General features: G+C 70.3%; 14 protein-coding genes and 1 pseudogene. 10 read left to right on the top strand and 5 right to left on the bottom strand.

Translation table 11 applies throughout. From position 1 onward, the window contains the following. Window positions 1-81: 81 nt before the first annotated feature. From iolC to HTV45_RS05955, 5 genes are read left to right on the top strand one after another with little or no spacing between them, the layout of a single operon-like run. Window positions 82-1,074 (top strand): 5-dehydro-2-deoxygluconokinase, encoded by a 993-nt coding sequence (gene iolC / locus HTV45_RS05975; RefSeq protein ID WP_215204551.1) that lies wholly within the window; start codon window positions 82-84, stop codon window positions 1,072-1,074. Between the two features lie 13 nt (window positions 1,075-1,087). Then, complete coding sequence (locus HTV45_RS05970) at window positions 1,088-1,963, top strand: deoxyribose-phosphate aldolase (RefSeq protein ID WP_215204550.1); 876 nt, start codon at window positions 1,088-1,090, stop codon at window positions 1,961-1,963. Between the two features lie 29 nt (window positions 1,964-1,992). Continuing rightward, window positions 1,993-2,886 carry a 5-deoxy-glucuronate isomerase gene (gene iolB / locus HTV45_RS05965; protein ID WP_215204549.1) on the top strand — a complete coding sequence of 298 codons (894 nt, stop codon included), beginning with the start codon at window positions 1,993-1,995 and terminating at the stop codon, window positions 2,884-2,886. Continuing rightward, window positions 2,883-4,754 (top strand): 3D-(3,5/4)-trihydroxycyclohexane-1,2-dione acylhydrolase (decyclizing), encoded by a 1,872-nt coding sequence (gene iolD / locus HTV45_RS05960; protein ID WP_215204548.1) that lies wholly within the window; start codon window positions 2,883-2,885, stop codon window positions 4,752-4,754. The genes iolB and iolD overlap by 4 nt, the downstream gene beginning before the upstream one ends. Before the next feature lie 43 nt (window positions 4,755-4,797). Then, the gene (locus tag HTV45_RS05955) at window positions 4,798-5,583 is read left to right on the top strand and encodes a GntR family transcriptional regulator (RefSeq protein WP_215204547.1); all 786 of its coding nucleotides are present in this window, start codon (window positions 4,798-4,800) and stop codon (window positions 5,581-5,583) included. 15 nt (window positions 5,584-5,598) lie between these two features. On the opposite strand, the gene HTV45_RS05950 is transcribed toward HTV45_RS05955, so the two are convergent. Further along, complete coding sequence (locus tag HTV45_RS05950) at window positions 5,599-6,579, bottom strand: aldo/keto reductase (RefSeq protein WP_215204546.1); 981 nt, start codon at window positions 6,577-6,579, stop codon at window positions 5,599-5,601. 209 nt (window positions 6,580-6,788) lie between these two features. On the opposite strand from HTV45_RS05950, the gene HTV45_RS05945 reads away from it, so the two are divergent. After that, the gene (locus HTV45_RS05945) at window positions 6,789-7,733 is read left to right on the top strand and encodes an endonuclease/exonuclease/phosphatase family protein (RefSeq protein ID WP_308309191.1); all 945 of its coding nucleotides are present in this window, start codon (window positions 6,789-6,791) and stop codon (window positions 7,731-7,733) included. Here HTV45_RS05945 and HTV45_RS05940 read toward each other — a convergent pair. After that, window positions 7,720-8,394, bottom strand: a complete 675-nt coding sequence (locus HTV45_RS05940; protein WP_215204545.1) for an NUDIX domain-containing protein — start codon at window positions 8,392-8,394, stop codon at window positions 7,720-7,722. The genes HTV45_RS05945 and HTV45_RS05940 overlap by 14 nt on opposite strands. A 994-nt stretch (window positions 8,395-9,388) precedes the next feature. On the opposite strand from HTV45_RS05940, the gene HTV45_RS05935 reads away from it, so the two are divergent. Next, a complete protein-coding gene (locus HTV45_RS05935; protein WP_215204544.1) occupies window positions 9,389-9,862 on the top strand; it encodes a sigma-70 family RNA polymerase sigma factor in 474 nt (157 codons plus the stop codon). A 244-nt stretch (window positions 9,863-10,106) separates the two neighbouring features. Here the strand turns inward: HTV45_RS05935 and HTV45_RS05930 are convergent, their stop codons facing one another. Both HTV45_RS05930 and HTV45_RS05925 read right to left on the bottom strand, forming a co-directional pair. Next, on the bottom strand, window positions 10,107-10,475 hold the full coding sequence (locus HTV45_RS05930; RefSeq protein WP_215204543.1) for a peptidase inhibitor family I36 protein: 369 nt from the start codon (window positions 10,473-10,475) through the stop codon (window positions 10,107-10,109). A 385-nt stretch (window positions 10,476-10,860) separates the two neighbouring features. Continuing rightward, on the bottom strand, window positions 10,861-12,087 hold the full coding sequence (locus tag HTV45_RS05925; protein ID WP_215204542.1) for an acyl-CoA dehydrogenase family protein: 1,227 nt from the start codon (window positions 12,085-12,087) through the stop codon (window positions 10,861-10,863). A gap of 623 nt (window positions 12,088-12,710) precedes the next feature. Here HTV45_RS05925 and HTV45_RS05920 point away from each other — a divergent pair. Beyond that, window positions 12,711-13,133 carry a hypothetical protein gene (locus tag HTV45_RS05920; RefSeq protein WP_215204541.1) on the top strand — a complete coding sequence of 141 codons (423 nt, stop codon included), beginning with the start codon at window positions 12,711-12,713 and terminating at the stop codon, window positions 13,131-13,133. Window positions 13,134-13,402: 269 nt separating this feature from the next. Here HTV45_RS05920 and HTV45_RS05915 read toward each other — a convergent pair whose 3' ends face one another. Then, window positions 13,403-14,284 carry a PhzF family phenazine biosynthesis protein gene (locus HTV45_RS05915; RefSeq protein WP_251691403.1) on the bottom strand — a complete coding sequence of 294 codons (882 nt, stop codon included), beginning with the start codon at window positions 14,282-14,284 and terminating at the stop codon, window positions 13,403-13,405. A 343-nt stretch (window positions 14,285-14,627) separates the two neighbouring features. On the opposite strand from HTV45_RS05915, the pseudogene HTV45_RS34055 reads away from it, so the two are divergent. Together HTV45_RS34055 and HTV45_RS05905 are read left to right on the top strand one after the other, a co-directional pair. Beyond that, window positions 14,628-15,200: pseudogene (locus HTV45_RS34055) on the top strand (AAA family ATPase); the annotation flags it as partial. Between the two features lie 501 nt (window positions 15,201-15,701). Continuing rightward, a complete protein-coding gene (locus tag HTV45_RS05905) occupies window positions 15,702-16,562 on the top strand; it encodes a TRIC cation channel family protein (protein WP_308309229.1) in 861 nt (286 codons plus the stop codon). Window positions 16,563-16,669: the final 107 nt, after the last annotated feature.

The raw sequence follows: 16,669 nt of genomic DNA, 5'->3' as shown, positions 1-16,669 counted from the left end.
GGCAGGTCCCGGGAATCCACGCCCCCACCGTGGCAGGGCGTCCTGGGACCCGCATCCCCAAGGCTTCAGGAGCATCGCGTCATGGCCGACTCGCCACATTATTTCGACCTGATCACCATGGGTCGCATCGGGGTCGATCTCTACCCCCTGCAGACCGGTGTGCCGCTGTCGCGCGTGGAGACATTCGGGAAATTCCTGGGCGGTTCGGCCGCGAACGTCGCTGTCGCGGCCGCCCGGCTGGGGCGCTCCACGGCCGTGATCACCCGTACCGGGGCGGACCCCTTCGGCACCTATCTGCACGAGGCGCTGCAGGACTTCGGCGTCGACGACCGCTGGGTCACCCCGGTCGCCGCCCACCCCACCCCGGTCACGTTCTGCGAGATCTTCCCGCCGGACGACTTCCCCCTCTACTTCTACCGCCGCCCCAAGGCCCCCGACCTGGAGATCCACACCCATGAGCTGGACCTGCCCGCCGTGCGCGCGGCGGGGATCTTCTGGATCACCGGCACGGGCCTGAGCGAGGAACCGAGCCGCTCGGCCACCCTGGACGCCCTCGCCGCCCGGGACAGGGCCGGCACCACCGTGTTCGACCTGGACTGGCGCCCCATGTTCTGGCGGGACCCGGACCAGGCCCGCCCGTACTACCGCGAGGCGCTGCGCCACGCCACGGTCGCGGTCGGCAACCTCGACGAGTGCGAGGTGGCCACCGGCGTGCGTGAACCGGAGGCCTGTGCCGAGGCGCTGCTGGCGGCCGGGGTGGAGCTGGCGGTGGTCAAGCAGGGTCCCCGGGGCGTGCTCGCCGTGCACCGCGACGGCACCCGGGCCGAGGTGCCCCCGGTGCCGGTCGAGGTGGTCAACGGTCTCGGCGCGGGCGACGCCTTCGGCGGCTCGCTCTGCCACGGTCTGCTCTCCGGCTGGGACCTGGAGCGGACCATGCGCCACGCCAACGCCGCCGGCGCCCTCGTCGCCTCGCGCCTCGCCTGTTCGTCCGCCATGCCGACCGGGCCGGAGGTGGCGGACCTCCTCGCGCGGGCCGCGTCGCCGGACGCGGCGGGCCGGCCGAGCCAGTTCTGAACGGAGCCCTTCCTTGAATCGCAGCATCCCCGACCTCACCACGGTCCGTGCCCGGAACCCGGAGGCCGTCGCCGAGGCGGCCGCCCGCCGGGCCCGCCGCCCGCTGATCGGCGACAGCGGCCGGCTCCTGATCGTGGCCGCCGACCACCCCGCCCGGGGTGCGCTCGGCATCGGCGGCCGGCGGCTGGCCATGGCGGACCGCGCCGATCTGCTGGAACGTCTCTGCACAGCGCTGTCCCGGCCGGGCGTGGACGGGGTGCTGGCCACCGCCGACATCCTGGAGGACCTGCTGCTGCTCGGGGCGCTGGAGAACAAGGTCGTCATGGGGTCGATGAACCGCGGCGGGCTGGCGGGCGCGTCCTTCGAGATGGACGACCGCTTCACCGGCCACCGCGCGCAGGACATCGCCCGGCTGGGCTTCGACGCCGGCAAGCTGCTGGTCCGGATCGACTACGACGACCCCGGGTCGCTCACCACCCTGGAGTCCTCCGCCCGCGCCGTCGACGCCATGGCGGAACACCGGCTGCCGGTGTTCGTGGAGCCCTTCATCTCCCGCCGGGTGGACGGCCGGGTGCGCAACGACCTGTCCGCCGAGGCCGTCACGCGGTCCATCGCCATCGCCTCCGGACTGGGCGGCACCTCCGCCTACACCTGGCTGAAACTCCCGGTCACCGACGACGTGCACGACATGGAGGAGGTGCTGCGGGCCTCGACGCTGCCCGTGGTGCTGCTCGGCGGCGAGGTCAGCGACCAGGAGGCGGCGTACGAGCGGTGGGGCAGGGCGCTGCGGCTGCCCACCGTGCAGGGGATGGTCGTCGGCCGCTCTCTGCTCTATCCGGCCGAGGGCAGTGTGGAGAAGGCGGTCGACACGGCCGCCGGACTCTTGTGACAAGCCCGCGCGAAGACGAGAGGCACCGTATGACGTACCACCTTCCCGCGGGCCAGGCCCCCGCCGGCCCCTACGCCGTCGACGTGACCCCGCGGTCCGCCGGCTGGGGCTACTCGAGTCTGCGCGTCCTGGAGCTGCCGCCGGGCGGCGCGCACACCTTCGACGCCGGTGACAGCGAGTGGATCGTGCTGCCGCTCAGCGGCGGCTGCACGGTCGCCGTGGCCGACGACTTCGGCCACGACACCTTCGAACTCACCGGCCGCACGAGCGTGTTCGACGGCGTGACCGACTTCGCCTACGTACCGCGCGACGCGCACGCGAGCCTGTCCTCGGCCGGCGGCGGCCGGTTCGCGCTCACCGGCGCCCGGTGCACCCGCCGGCTGCCCGCCCGTTACGGGCCCGCCTCCGAGGTGCCCGTCGAACTGCGCGGCACCGGGAACTGTTCGCGACAGGTCAACAACTTCGGCGCGGCAGGCACCTTCGAGTGCGACCGGCTCATCGCCGTGGAGGTGCTGACCCCCGGCGGCAACTGGTCGTCCTTCCCGCCGCACAAGCACGACGAGCACCGGCCGGGCGAGGAGTCCGTGCTGGAGGAGATCTACTACTTCGAGTTCGCCGCCCACGGTGCCACCCCCGGCCTCGGCTACCAGCGGGTCTCCCCGTCCGGTCCCGGCCGGGACACGGATGTGCTGGCGGAGGTGCGGGGCGGCGACGTCGTCCTCATCCCGGACGGCTGGCACGGCCCGTCCATGGCCGTGCCCGGCCACCACATGTACTACCTCAACGTCATGGCGGGCCCCGGGGACGAACGTGCCTGGCTGATCTGCGACCACCCCGACCACGCCTGGATCCGCGACACCTGGCAGGACCAGGACGTCGACCCCCGGCTTCCCCTCTACACCGCACCGGAGAGGTCCGCATGAGCGCCACCACCCGCCGGCTGACGACCGCCCAGGCCCTGGTGCGGTTCCTGTCCGTCCAGTACACCGAGCGCGACGGCGTGCGCCGCCGGCTGATCGCGGGCACCTGGGGCATCTTCGGTCACGGCAACGTGGCCGGGATCGGACAGGCGCTCGTCGAGCACGCGGACGTGATGCCGTACCACCAGGGCCGCAACGAGCAGTCGATGGTGCACGCGGCGGTCGGCTACGCCCGTCACCTGAACCGGCTCTCCGCGCAGGCGGTGACGACGTCCATCGGCCCCGGCGCGACCAACCTGGTCACCGGCGCCGCCCTCGCCACCATCAACCGGCTGCCCGTACTCCTGCTGCCCGGCGACTACTTCGCCTCGCGCGCCGCGGATCCGCTGCTCCAGCAGCTCGAACACCCGGTGGAGGCCGATGTGTCGGTCAACGACACACTGCGGCCGGTGTCGCGGTACTTCGACCGCGTCACCCGCCCCGAGGCGCTGATCCCGTCCGCCCTGAACGCGATGCGGGTGCTCGCCGACCCGGCCGAGACCGGCGCGGTCACCCTGGCCCTGCCGCAGGACGTGCAGGCGGAGGCGTACGACTGGCCGGAGGAGTTCTTCGCGATGCGCGTCTGGTCCGTACGGCGTCCCGCCCCGGACCCGGTGGAGCTGTCGGCGGCCGTGGCGGCCGTACGGGCGGCACGGCGGCCGCTGATCGTCGCGGGCGGCGGAATCCACCACAGCGAGGCCGAGGAGTCGCTGCGGGCACTGGCGGACGCCACCGGCATCCCGGTCGCCTCCACCCAGGCCGGCAAGGGCTCCCTGCGCCACGACCACCCCGCCGACCTCGGCGGCATCGGCCACACCGGGACGGCGGTCAGCGACGACCTCGCCCGCACCGCCGACCTGGTGATCGGCGTGGGCACCCGCTACACCGACTTCACCACCGCCTCCGGCACCCTCTTCCAGCACCCGGACGTCCGCTTCCTCAACCTCAACATCACCGGCTTCGACGCGCACAAGCTGGCGGCACGCACGCTGGTCTGCGACGCGCGGACCGGTCTGCGGCAGCTCACCGAAGGGCTGGCCGGACACCGCGTGGAGGAGGCGTACGAGGCGGAGTACCGGGCCGGCAAGGAGCGCTGGGAGCGGGTCGTGGAGAGCGCCTACCGGGCTGACGACGACAGCGCCGTACCGGCGCAGACACAGGTGGTCGGCGCGCTCGACGCGGTCGTCGGCGACGAGGACGTGGTGATCAACGCGGCCGGTTCGCTCCCCGGCGACCTGCACAAGCTGTGGCGCGCGCGCAGCCCCCGCCAGTACCACCTGGAGTACGGCTACTCCTGCATGGGCTACGAGATCCCGGCCTCGCTGGGTGTCCAGCAGGCGGCTCCCGGCACCCCGGTCTGGGCACTGGTCGGGGACGGCACCTATCTGCTGATGCCGACCGAGATCGTCACGGCCGTCCAGGAGAACCTCCCGGTCAAGCTGGTCCTGATCCAGAACCACGGGTACGCCTCGATCGGCGGCCTGTCGGAGTCGGTGGGCGCCGAGCGTTTCGGCACCGCCTACCGTCACCGGGCCGCCGACGGGACCTTCACCGGCGCGCCGCTGCCCGTCGACCTCGCCGCGAACGCGGCCAGCCTCGGCATGCGCGTCCTGCGGGCCAGAACGGTGGGCGAACTGCGGGCCGCGCTGGCCGAGGCACGCGCCTGTGACCGGCCCGTCTGTGTGTACGTCGAGACCGACCCGGCGCCGACCGCTCCCCCGGCTCAGGCCTGGTGGGACGTGCCGGTGGCCGAGGTGGCGTCCCGCGAGCCCGCGGCCCTGGCCCGTGAGCGGTACGACACCCAGGTGGCCGGCCGCCGCCGCCACCTCTGACCCGCCCGCACCGTCCGCGCTCCTACGAGGGAGACAGATCCCCATGGCGAAGACCGGCGACCGCACACGTGCCGCGGCCGGACCCGCGCTGAGCACCCTGGACTTCGCCCTGGACCGGGGCAGTCCGGTACCGCTGTACCACCAGTTGGCGCAACAGCTGGAGGCGGCGATCGAGCACGGCGTCCTCGCCCCGGGCGACCTGCTGGGCAACGAGGTGGATCTGTCGGTACGGCTGGGCCTGTCCCGGCCCACCGTCCGTCAGGCCATCCAGTCCCTCGTCGACAAGGGACTGCTCGTCCGGCGGCGCGGGGTGGGGACGCAGGTGGTGCACAGCCACGTCCGCCGGCCCCTGGAACTGAGCAGCCTCTACGACGACCTGGAGGCGGCCGGCCAGGGCCCGACCACGCTGGTGGTCCGCAACGAGACGGTACCGGCGCCCGCGGGCGTGGCGGCCGCCCTGGGGCTGGCCGACGGCGGCGAGGCGGTCCTGCTGGAACGCCTGCGCCGCACCCACGGCCAGCCGGTCGCCCTGCTCTGCAACTACCTCCCCCCGGGCCTGCTCGACCTGGACAGCGCCCGGCTGGAGGCGACCGGCCTGTACCGGATGCTGCGCACGGCCGGCATCACCCTGCACAGCGCCCGCCAGACCGTCGGCGCCCGCTCGGCCACCGCCCAGGAGGCCGCCCGGCTCGACGAGAAGGAGGGCGCCGCCCTGCTCACCATGCAGCGCACGGCGTACGACGACACCGGACGTCCGGTGGAGTACGGCACCCACATCTACCGTGCGTCCCGGTACTCGTTCGACTTCCAGCTGCTGGTCCGGCCGTGAGGCGCGGGCCGGGGGTCAGTACGCCGCGTTCATCCGGGCCCGCTGCTCCGGCGACAGTTCCAGGTCCACCGCCGCCAGGTTCTCCTCCAGCTGGGCCGGTGAGGACACCCCGGCGAGCGGAACGACGGGCAGTTCGTGACCGAGCTGCCAGGCCAGCGCCACCTGGCCGGGCGTAGCCCCGGTCTCCCGGGCGACGTCGCGCAGTACCGCGAGGCGGGCGGGCGTGCCCGGGTGGTCGTAGTCGTGGGGCAGCCGTTCCGGGTGGGCGTAGGCGCCCCCGAGCAGCGGCGAGTAGGCGACCAGGGTGAGCCGGGGCTCGGTCCGGAGGTAGGTGGTGAGTTCCGCTCCGGCGTGGCCGAGGCTGCCGTCGGGGAAGAGGTCCCCGGGGACGTCGAAGCGAGGGCGCAGGTAGCTGTGCTGGTACTGCAGGACCTCGTAGCCGGGCAGTCCGGCCGCCGCCGCGAGCCCGCGGGCCCGCTCCACGCGCCACACCGCCTGGTTGCTCACGCCGAGCAGTCCCGCGGCGCCCTCGGCGACCAGGCCCGCGAAGGCCTCGACGGTCTCCCGCTGCGGGACGGTGGGGTCGTCGATGTGGGCGTACAGCAGGTCCAGCCGCTCCAGTCCGAGCCGTTCACGGCTGCGCTCCGACGATTCCCGGATCACCTTCGCGGACAGGCCCTCGGGGTTGTCCGTGTAGCTCGTGCCGGGGGCGAGGGGTCGGGCGCCGAGCTTGGTCGCGAACACCAGCTCGTCGCCGACGCCGCGGCTGCGCCGCCAGCGGCCGAGCAGTTCCTCGCTCTGTCCGCCCTGGCCGTCGTCGGTCCAGAAGGCGTAGTTGTCGGACGTGTCGATGAAGTTGCCGCCGGCTTCCACATAGCGGTCGAGCAGCGTGAAGGCGGTCTTCTCGTCGGTCACCGACCCGAACAGCATCGCGCCGAGCGCGATGACGCTCACCCGACGGCTGTGCGGGCCGGTGCCGATGGTGCGGTACCTCAAGACGGATTCCTCCCGGTTCAGGCCCCGTTGTCGGGGCACGGGACGGGAGTCTTCCTCTTGGAGAGCACTCCAGGTCAAGGGCGTGGCACCGTCTCTCCGGTGTCGGTGGAACCCGTTCCACCCGGCGGGTCGTCCTGAAGGAGGAGCCGGGCGGAGGTGCCCGGGTGGAGCGGGAGGGCGGCGGTGTGACGGTGGCGGGGAGGACGGCGGTGCCGTGGGACCTTCGGGCGGAGACGCGGCGGGGGCGGGTGCCCGCCCTGCTCGCGGCGCTGACGGCCGGGCTGCTGGTGGGCCACGGACTCGTGCCCAACACGCCGGGACGGCTGGGCAGTCTGCTCGAGGTGTTCCTGCCCTGGCTGGGCCTGGTGACCGTCCCGCTGTTCGGCCTGGCCCTGCTGCGGCGTTCGGCCCTCGCGCTGCTGGCACTGCTGCTGCCCGCGGCGGCGTGGACGCACCTCTTCGGGGGGCTGCTGCTGCCCGGGGCGGAGTCCGGGCCGCGCGACCTGGTCGTGGTGCAGCACAACGTCAGCGACGAGAACCCCGACCCGGCGGGCACGGCCCGGGCCCTGGCCGGTGCGGGACCCGATCTCATCGCGCTGCAGGAGCTGGTCCCTGCGGCGCTGCCGGTCTACGGCAGGACGCTCGCCGCGGACTATCCGTACCACGCGGTCCGTGGCACCGTCGGGCTGTGGTCGAAGCATCCGCTCAGCGGCGCCCGGACGCTGGACATCAGACCCCGGGAGATCACCGAGCCCTGGAGCCGCGGGCTGCGGACCGTGGTGCACACACCGTACGGCGAGATCGCGGCGTACGTCGCCCACCTGCCCTCGGTCCGGTTGGGGGCGAGCGGCCTGGCGTCCTCCCGGCGCGACGAGAGCGCGGGCCTGCTGGGCCGGGCCCTGGCCGCCGAGCGGCAGGACACGGTGGTCCTGCTGGGTGACCTCAACGGCACGGTCGAGGACCGCGGGCTGGACCCGCTGACCTCGCGGCTGGACGTGGCGCACCGGGGATTCGCCCTCAGTTTCCCCGCCGCCCTGCCGCTGGCCCGGATCGACCAGGTGATGGCCCGCTCGGCACGCGTCGACCACATCCGTACCCTGCCCGCCACCGGCAGCGACCATCTGCCGGTGGCGGCCCGGATCACCCTGCGCTGACGCCGGCGAAGGGGCCCTCCAGGGCGGCCCACTGGAGGAGCATGATGGTCTTCGCGTCGTTGATCCCGCCCGTGCGGATCATGCGCAGGGCCTCGGGGAAGGGCAGTTCGAGGATCTCGATGTGCTCGCCCTCCTCGTCGAGGCCGCCGCCCTCGTGGGTGCGGGTCGAGGGGCCGTAGGCGGCGGCGTAGAAGCTGACGCGTTCGGTGACCGAGCCGGGGCTCATGTAGACGTCGAACACATGCTGGACGGGGCCGATGGTGTGGCCGGTCTCCTCCACCACCTCGCGGCGTACGGCGGCCTCCGGGTGCTCGTCCTCGTCGTCCAGCAGGCCGCCCGGTGTTTCGATCAGCAGGCCGTCGGGGTGGCCGTTGACGTAGGCGGGAAAGCGGAACTGCCGGGTGAGGAGGACGGTTCCGCGTGCGGTGTCGTGCAGGAGCACGGTGGCGCCGTTGCCGCGATCGTGTGTCTCGCGCTCCTGGGTGCTCCAGGTGCCGTCGGCGTGCTGGAGGTCGAAGGTCGTGGTGCGCTCGACGTACCAGTGGCTGGACAGCAGTGTCACGTCCCGGACCCGCACACGCGGGTTGCCGGTGAGGTCACGGCCGGTCCGGTCGAGTCCGGTGCGGCCCCGGCGGTCCGGGGTGTCGACGCCGGCGGTCATCGGCGGGCCGGGGCTGGGGAGGGCGGGTGCACGGTGGTCATGCCCGCTTCTATCACGGGCCCGGGAGCCCGGACGGCCGGATCGAGCACGGGGACACGCGTGAAAAGCCGTACCGGAACTCTTCGATGCGGCCCGACGACCTGCTGTTGCCGCAAGCCGGGACGACAGGAGGTGAACCTGCGACTCCTTGACCGCCAAGCCCACCGCTTGTACCCCGGGACGCTGAAAGGGAAAGCCCCGCCACGGGTCCACTCAGCCTCCCGTCCAAGAACGCCCCGCCGCACCCACGGAACTTCCTGCTCCGCCAGGAAGTCCCTCTGCTGTGCGTGGCCGATGACCTGCAACGGTTCGAGCAGGGTTTTCACGGAGGCGCCGTTGTTCGCGGCCCGCCGCTTCCGGCCGCCGTGTGGCGCACCGCATTGGCGTTCTCACGGAGAGCGCGGGAACGAATCAGTCGAGAAACGCCCATCGGGCCGCTGTCCCGCATTTCTCTTCGTCGCAGGCCACCGCGGCCGTCACCGCGGCCCTTCCGGCGCTCTCGGTCGACCGCTTCCGGCACCGACGCAAGAAAACGCGTTGAAGTAGGTACCCGCACCGAGCGAGGTGCGTAACCACTGCGGACCCCAGCGGCAGCCGATTCGCCTAGCGTCGAAGCGCACGCATCAAAATTCATCTGACCATCGAGGCGCATACCCTCGGCCGCAATCGCATGCCGGAGTAATTCGCCCGTACAGCAAGCGCAATCGAATCCTCCCTCTCCGAGCGCCGACACAATCGTCGATTTTGAGCCTGCCGGATGGACGAGCTCAGGCTACGCATCGGCAGCCTCCTCGCGCAGTCCGGTGAGCGAGCAGGAAGAGGGTTCCCTATGCCCTTCCGCAGGATCCCTAACGAGGTAATCACGTTGACAGCGACAGAAGCAGATACTGCCGGCAGCGACATCGCTTACTCATACATCGCGGGGAGCGCGACTTCAGAGGAAGTGGCCACACTCGTGTACGAGCGCTACGGGGTCATGCTCCGCAAGTTCGCCGCGAGCATGCTCAACGGCAACTGGGACGGAGCCGAGGACATACTGCAGGAGACGGCGATCCGCGCCTGGCTGCAGGCGAAGAAGCGCCCCGATGCCGACGTCCGCCTGTATTCCTGGCTCAAGACCGTGGCTCACAACCTCGTGATCGACGAACACCGCGCGCGCCGCGTCAGACCACACACCGTGCAGATCACTGACGAGGATGCGACATTCCAAGCCGTCGACCAGGCGGATCTGGTGATCGACCGTATCGAACTCATGGGAGCTCTGGAAAAACTGTCGCGCCCCCATCGGGAGATACTGCAGCATGTGTACCTCCGCGATCTCAGCGTGCTCGAGGTATCGAGGGAACTGGCCATACCTTCCGGCACGGTCAAGTCACGCACGTATCACGCGATCAAGGCTTTGCGTGCTGCGCTGACCAGCTCCGAATGAGGGCCGGCCCATGATTCCCGGCGTTCGTCCGACGGCAGCCAGGGCATCTCGCCACCCTGTCCGACCGCCTGAACACGCCCAGCACGAGGACGCCTCTCCGCATGGCGTCGCACCACAGCAAAAGCCGTGCGGTGATCCTCTCAGGCTCTCGGCGAACCAGTGAAATGGGCACAGCGAAGCCGCTGTACCCATCCCTCACTCCGTACCGAGGACGATGTGCGCCGGAGCCCTCGGCGGATCCGACCTAGTACATCACGTAGCCGGAGATGCGGTTGTCCCACTCGGGCGGTGCGACCCAACGCTCCCCGGGGCCGATCTCGATCGTGTCACCCCGGTAGTTGGGGTCCGCGAAGAACAGCACTTTGTACCTCGTCTCATTGATGACCGAGGAAATCTTGTTGTCCTGTCCAGCGGGAAGGTTGGGCCTCCAAGCCGTCCGGTTGTCCAGCAGCCCCGTGAAGTCCGAGCCGTCGTAGACACACACCGGAGGCTGGTTTCCCAGATCGGGGGGACACACATCGGCGGCGGAGGCCGACGGGACGGTACCGACGAATGCGGAGCCGACGAGCGCGGCTAGGGCAAGCGGGTACCGCAACTGAAAGTTCAGCGACACAACAGAACCTTTCTGACATGACTGGCCATCAGACAGTGAATCGCGGCTGGAATGCGACTCCTTCGCCTTTCGAATAACGAATGCCACGAAAACCATCTGGAACTCTAAGGCTTCTCGACGTATCCAGAGCCGACAGCCAGTACCCAGCTCGAGGGTTCAGCTACCTAAGTTTGCGTCGTGTCCGCCTTTCCGCGAGGCCTCGTACACGGGCGAGGTGTTCGTGGGCGGACCTGCCCCGCTCCACGCGCTCGGCCGTACCCGGTCCGCTCGTTCCGCGTCGCCCGATCAGCACACTTACGTGAAGCTGTCCTGCCCTGATGCCGGGCAGGGACAGTCGGTACCGCCGGCGAGGGCTGCGCGGCGGCGCCCGCCGTGTGCGACACGGTCACAGGAGCAGGGACACCGGCGGCTCGACGCCGAGCAGGGCCCTGCCGTGGTCCTCCCTGGTGATGAAGGGGTTGAACTGGATGTGCCGGCTGCCCGTCTCCATGTCCCGCCAGAAACGCTGCAGGGGGTTGGCGTCGGAGAATCCGGAGGTGCCGTGCAGGTCGAGCAGCCGGCTCATGGCCGAGCGTGCGTCCTCGACGGCGGAGACCATCCCCATCCTGATCCGGGACCGTTGGAGCACAGGCATCGCGTCGGCCGTCATGGCGGCGTCCAACTCGTCCGCGGTGTCCTGTACGGAGCGAACGGCTCTGTCCACCAGATGCGTGGCATCGGCCAGCCACATCCGGGCGGAGGGGGAGTCGGCCGCACGGGCGTAGACCGTCGCCATGACACCGCGGCCGTTCGACAGCGCCTCCTGGACGACATCGCGGGCACCCACCGCGGCGCCGACCACCGGTGCCAGCAGCGCCAGGGTCATCGCCAGTTTGCCGGCCGGCGGGAACACCGTGGTCACGCCGTCCTGCGGCGTCGCCACCGCCGCCGCGACGACCCGGTGGAGAGGAACAAGGACGTCGCCCGCCACCAGGCTCTGGCTGCCGGTCCCCCGCATGCCGACGGCGTGCCAGGTGTCCTTCACCCACAGATCGGCGGTAGGGACCAATACCGTGGCGGGTTGGACCGGCTGCGGTCCGTCCTGTGTGCCGTCACCCTGCCGGTGGTCGTCGGACCGGCCGACGCCGTGCAACGGGACGCCGAGCAGAGCCCACTGCGCGTCCTCGCACCCGGAGGCGACGGCCCACTCCCCCGAGATCCGCACGCCGTCGCCGGTGAGCCGTCCCTGCCCGTTCAGGCTGGCCACGGAGCAGGCGACGGTGTCCGGGCCGCCCTCGTAGAACTCCGCGCGCGCCGGCTTCGAAAGCATCCGCAGCATCGGCTTCAGCCCGCTGAAGACGGCCATCACCCAGGCCGTGGACGGGCACGCCCGGGCCAGCTCCAGCAGCACGTCGACCTGGGTGCGGGTGTCCGCTTCGTAACCACCGGCGTCCCGGGGGGTGGTCAGCCGGAGCAGTCCGGCCTCCCGCAAACCGTCCAGGTTCTCCGGCGTCGGCCGCCGCTCGGACTCGGTCCGTTCCGCATGCGCGGCCAGCAGTGGCCGCAGGCTCGTGGCCGCAGCCACCAGGTCCTGTCCGGACAGAGGCGGAGTGGCCGACAGAGGTGCCGACATGGGTGGGTCCTTTCCTCGGCGTATGTGCGTCGTGCTCGATCAGGACGGCGGCAGGTCCCCGACGTGACGGCCGGGAGGGCCGCGCCCGTCCCAGTGCGAGGAGCAACTCCTCCCCGCACCGTGTGTCAGCTTCGGGGAGGCCGGAGGCGAAAACCTCGGTAGTGGCTGCCCAGATCGGCGGTCGGGCCACCTACCGCATGCCTCGCACACGCCTGCCGAGCTCTTCGGCCCGCGTCGTCCGTCGGCAAGGACGGTCCCTTGCGACGCCCTGGCGGGACAGGAGCGGGGGCAGCCACTGCGTGCCGTCCCCGGGCGGTCGGTGCTGTGCGCGGGCCCGGCGTTACGCGGGTCACCACCATGCTTCGGTCAGGCACGCACCGTGCCGTCGGTGTCGACCTCGAGGTAGTCGTCCCTGCCTGGAGCGACTCCACCGAAACCGACCCGTTCGCAGGCCTTGGAGGGCCGCCCGGTCCGCCGATCATGATGCCGGCGTCCGTAATCCGTCACGCCGGTCACCGAATGATCCTGCCCTTGTAACAGCGTGCGGAGCCGTGAACCCGCTCGGCAGAAAGGCCGTTCGGAGGTCCGAGTTCATCACGAAGCCTCCAGAAAGGGCATCCACCATGTCACGCACATTCACCGGCCACCGTCTCCGCCCCCTTGCCGCGACCGGCCTTCTCCTCGGCGCGGCCCTGTTCCTCACCGCGTGTGACCCCGACAGCGACTCGGTCACCGGCGTCAGTGCCGAGACCGACGCCGACAGCTCGGGCACGGCGTCGAAGGCCGGCGCCGGCAGCCGTGAGGACGGTGCGGTCACCGGCATCCTGACCTGCCTCGCACCCGGCAAGCTCAAGGTCGACGGGCGCCCCTTCTGGCTCACCGAGGACACGGAGATCTGGGGAGCGGGCGGCCTCTGCGGCAGCGGTGAGGGACAGGTCGCGGAGGAATGCTCCGAGGAAGAGCTGGAGAACGCCGCCAAGGAGGGCACTGTCACGGTCGAGGTGACGATCGAGGAGGGCATGGCCACCCGGATCACCGAGGCGTGACCGGCTGATCCGCATCGAACGGGCCGCTGCCGGCGGAGGGCCGGCATAGAACGCCCTCGCGGCGGAGGGACGAGGGTCAGCGGCAGCTGGTCCTCGTCCCGTTCCGCGAGCTCCGTGAGAGGATCCGCCGGCTCCCCGAGCTCTGGAGCAGCAGCCTGCCACCGCACAGCAGTCCTCCCGGTCGGCATGAGCGTTCCCCTCTGAAAGTGCAGAGCGCAGGATGCCGGTGGCCGCATCCCACACCATCAAGTCCTGTACGGCGGGGGCCGTCAGGGAAGACGGATCAGCTCACCATGGGCCATGTCGACAACTGCCCCATAGACCAATGTCTCCACGGCACGGCCACTTTCGGCACGCACCTCGACCTCCAATTTCGACGACCGTCCGATCTCCGCGCCCTGAGCGATAACGAGATGTGAGATACCGGTGGGCCGCAGCAGGCCGCGATGGACCAGGTGGACACCCAGCGCAACAGCGGACGCCCCGCCGCCAGGATCCTCCGCGACCCCTGACGCAGGGGCGAACATCCGTACGTGCGCTTTCCCGGAGTCCTGGTCGAAACTGAAGACCACGAGCCCGACCGCGTCCGCGGTGTGGGCCACGATGTCCGCGGCGTTCGGTTGCGCGCGGGCCACCGCGTCACCACGCACCGACAGACAGGCGAACGGCGCGCCTGCCGAAGCGATCCCGGCCGCACAGGCCGTGTCGATGTCGTCGCGTTCCAGACCGACCGCTGCAGCCAGCGCCGCAGCATCAAGATCTTTTCCGATTCCGGGAAGTCCGCCGGCGATGCGGGCACCGCCGTCGTCGACGAAGACCTGGATGACACCGGCGCCGCACTCCTGAAGGATCTCTCCGTAGCCGATCTCCCCCCTGCGGGCCAGCGACCACGCGGCGCCGATGCTGGGATGCCCGGCGAAGGGCAACTCGATGGTCGGAGTGAAGATCCGCACACGGTAGTCGGCGTACGCAGACGTGCTGGGCAGCACGAAAACCGTCTCGGACAGGTTGAACTCACGGGCGATGATCTGCATAGCCACGTCACCGAGCGCTTCGCCACCGTGCACCACAGCCAACGGATTCCCCCCGTACGGGCGGTCGGTAAACACATCGACAATGTCGTACCGAAGCCGTGAAAGCCGTACAGCCAAAAGTAACTCACCTTTTCGACATGCTGTATACAGGACCCGTGACAGGTCGGCGCGGACAGACGATGCGCCTGCCTACGTCTCGCCGTCTGTATCTGTCCGTCGCTGCCGCCCTCCGCCGGGGGAAGCACCGCTCCACGGACTGGACGAACCCTTCCCCGGGTCAACCTTCCATTCGCGATCGAATGACACTAACCGGGACCGGCTGCTCCCCCTGCACCGACCGCTACCCAAACCGGAGCACCAGGCACCTATTTCGCCCCGGCCGCGTTACCCACTATGCAGAGACGCCCTCATACGCCAGAGCACCACACTGCTCAACATGGCACTTTCGGTTACGAACTGCGTGGTGGCCCAGATCATCGGTGGTACGGCCATCAAGACCACCGAGGCGTTCACCAGCGCGCTGGGAGGCGTGCTGTTCATCGACGAGGCCTACACCCTCACCCCCGACGGCGGCGCCTCCAACGACTTCGGACGCGAAGCCGTCGACACCCTGCTGAAACTGATGGAGGACCACCGCGACGAAATCGCCGTCATCGTCGCCGGATACACCGAGGAGATGGAGCGCTTCCTCGCGACCAACCCAGGCCTCAGGTCACGGTTCTCACGGTTCGTCGAGTTCGAGAACTACAGCACCCGGGAACTGGTCGACATCATCTCCCAGCATGCCGCGGCCGCGGGTTACGAGTGCGACGCCGACACCCTCGCCCTCCTCCACGACCACGTGGACGCGATCCCCCGGGACCGCTCCTTCGGCAACGCCCGGCTCGCCCGCCGGCTGCTGGAGAGCATGATGACCCACCAGGCGAGGCGCCTGAGCGGCCTGGACATGCCCAGTGTGGCCGACCTCAGGCAGCTCCTGCCCGAGGACCTGGCGGGCGGGGAGCGGCCCGCACAGCGACAGCCCGCCCTGTAGCGTCCGGTCGCGCTCAAGAAAATATCCCGCGGCACGCCGACAGGGCTCAGGGGATGAACTGCCGGCGTACCGCGGGACTGAACAGATATTAGGCCTGGATTCCCGCAGCAGTCAATCAACGATGCGGCGGTGCATTCTCTATCGAAGTACCGCGCCCAGCGGACCGAATGCTCGAACGAGCAAACAGAACCGCAATCCGTGCTCCATCGAGCGCGCACGCTCGCTCACGCAATGATTTCGCGTCGTTCCGCCGCTCCGCTCCGCATGGAAACGACTACGCGACGTAGAAATTCTGAAGAATTCTGATATGGACTTCCCGACAGTCGTCATCGACCGGGGGCTCCATGCGTATAGTTTCAGACCGTCGCCGCCGACAGAGCCGGCAGGGGGACACGTGTCCCGCCCCCTGCAGGAATCATCCAGAATCCACAGCAGGGCAGCACATTCCTAGGAGCACGATCAATGACACTCAGTACATTAGGTGAGACTGTCCAGTACGCAGTGGACTTGATCGCTATTTTCGCCTTCGCTCTGTCGGGTGCGCATCTCGCCGTGCAAAAGGATTTCGATCTCTTCGGAACAGTCATCCTGGCCGAGGCGGCAGGGCTGGGCGGAGGGCTCTTCCGCGACCTTGTCATCGGCGTCACCCCCATCGCCTTCACCGATGCCGGGTACGGCGTCGCGCCCCTGACGGCGGCTCTGCTCGTCTACTGCACGGCCCGTATCCGCTGGGACCAGCGGCTGTTCGATGTCGCCGACGCGGCCGCCCTGGGTCTGTTCAGCATCACCGGAACGGTCAAGGCGCTGAGTTACGGCTTCAACTGGGCCGCCGCCTCTGTTCTCGGCGCCGCGAGCGCCGTCGGCGGCGGAGTCCTCAGCTGCGTCCTCGCCCGCGAGACACCGTCCCTGCTGTACTGGAACCGCGCCCCGTACTCACTGCCCGCGCTGACGGGGGCGGGCGGGGCTGCCGCACTGCACGCCACAGGGACACTCAACGTCGGTACCGCGCTCGCCGCCGCCCTGTTCGCCTTCGGTCTGCGGCTCCTCTCCATCTGTTACGACTGGCGCACACCGCGCTCCCCCATCCGGCGTAACCCGTTCAGCGGTATGCGCGAGCAGCCGGCACCCTCTCCCCCGCGTTCGGCGCCCGCCTTCCAGCCGTGGACGGACGAGACGCCCACGATCCACCTTCCTGTCGTCCAGGTGCCGAAGCAGCGCTCTTCCGAGGACACCGTCCGCATACGGCTGCCGCGTCTCCAGCCCGCCCGCGGCACCGCCCGCCACCGCGAGCGGCCGCAAGCGGCCAAGGATCCGCGATGCGACATGGACGGCACGGCCTCCGACCGGACGCGGGGGGAGTGACGTCCGTCGTTCGGCATCGGGACGGCCGGCGCGCAGGGGCAGGAACACCGCCGCCCCTCCGCGCCGGGCAACATCCGGTGTCCTGGCCCATTCGACCGGAGTGACCC

It is taken from the genome of Streptomyces sp. CHD11 (assembly GCF_018638295.1).
Taxonomy (GTDB): domain Bacteria; phylum Actinomycetota; class Actinomycetes; order Streptomycetales; family Streptomycetaceae; genus Streptomyces.
The sequence above is the reverse complement of the archived record's forward strand: the minus strand, read 5'-3'. Positions and strand labels throughout refer to the sequence as shown.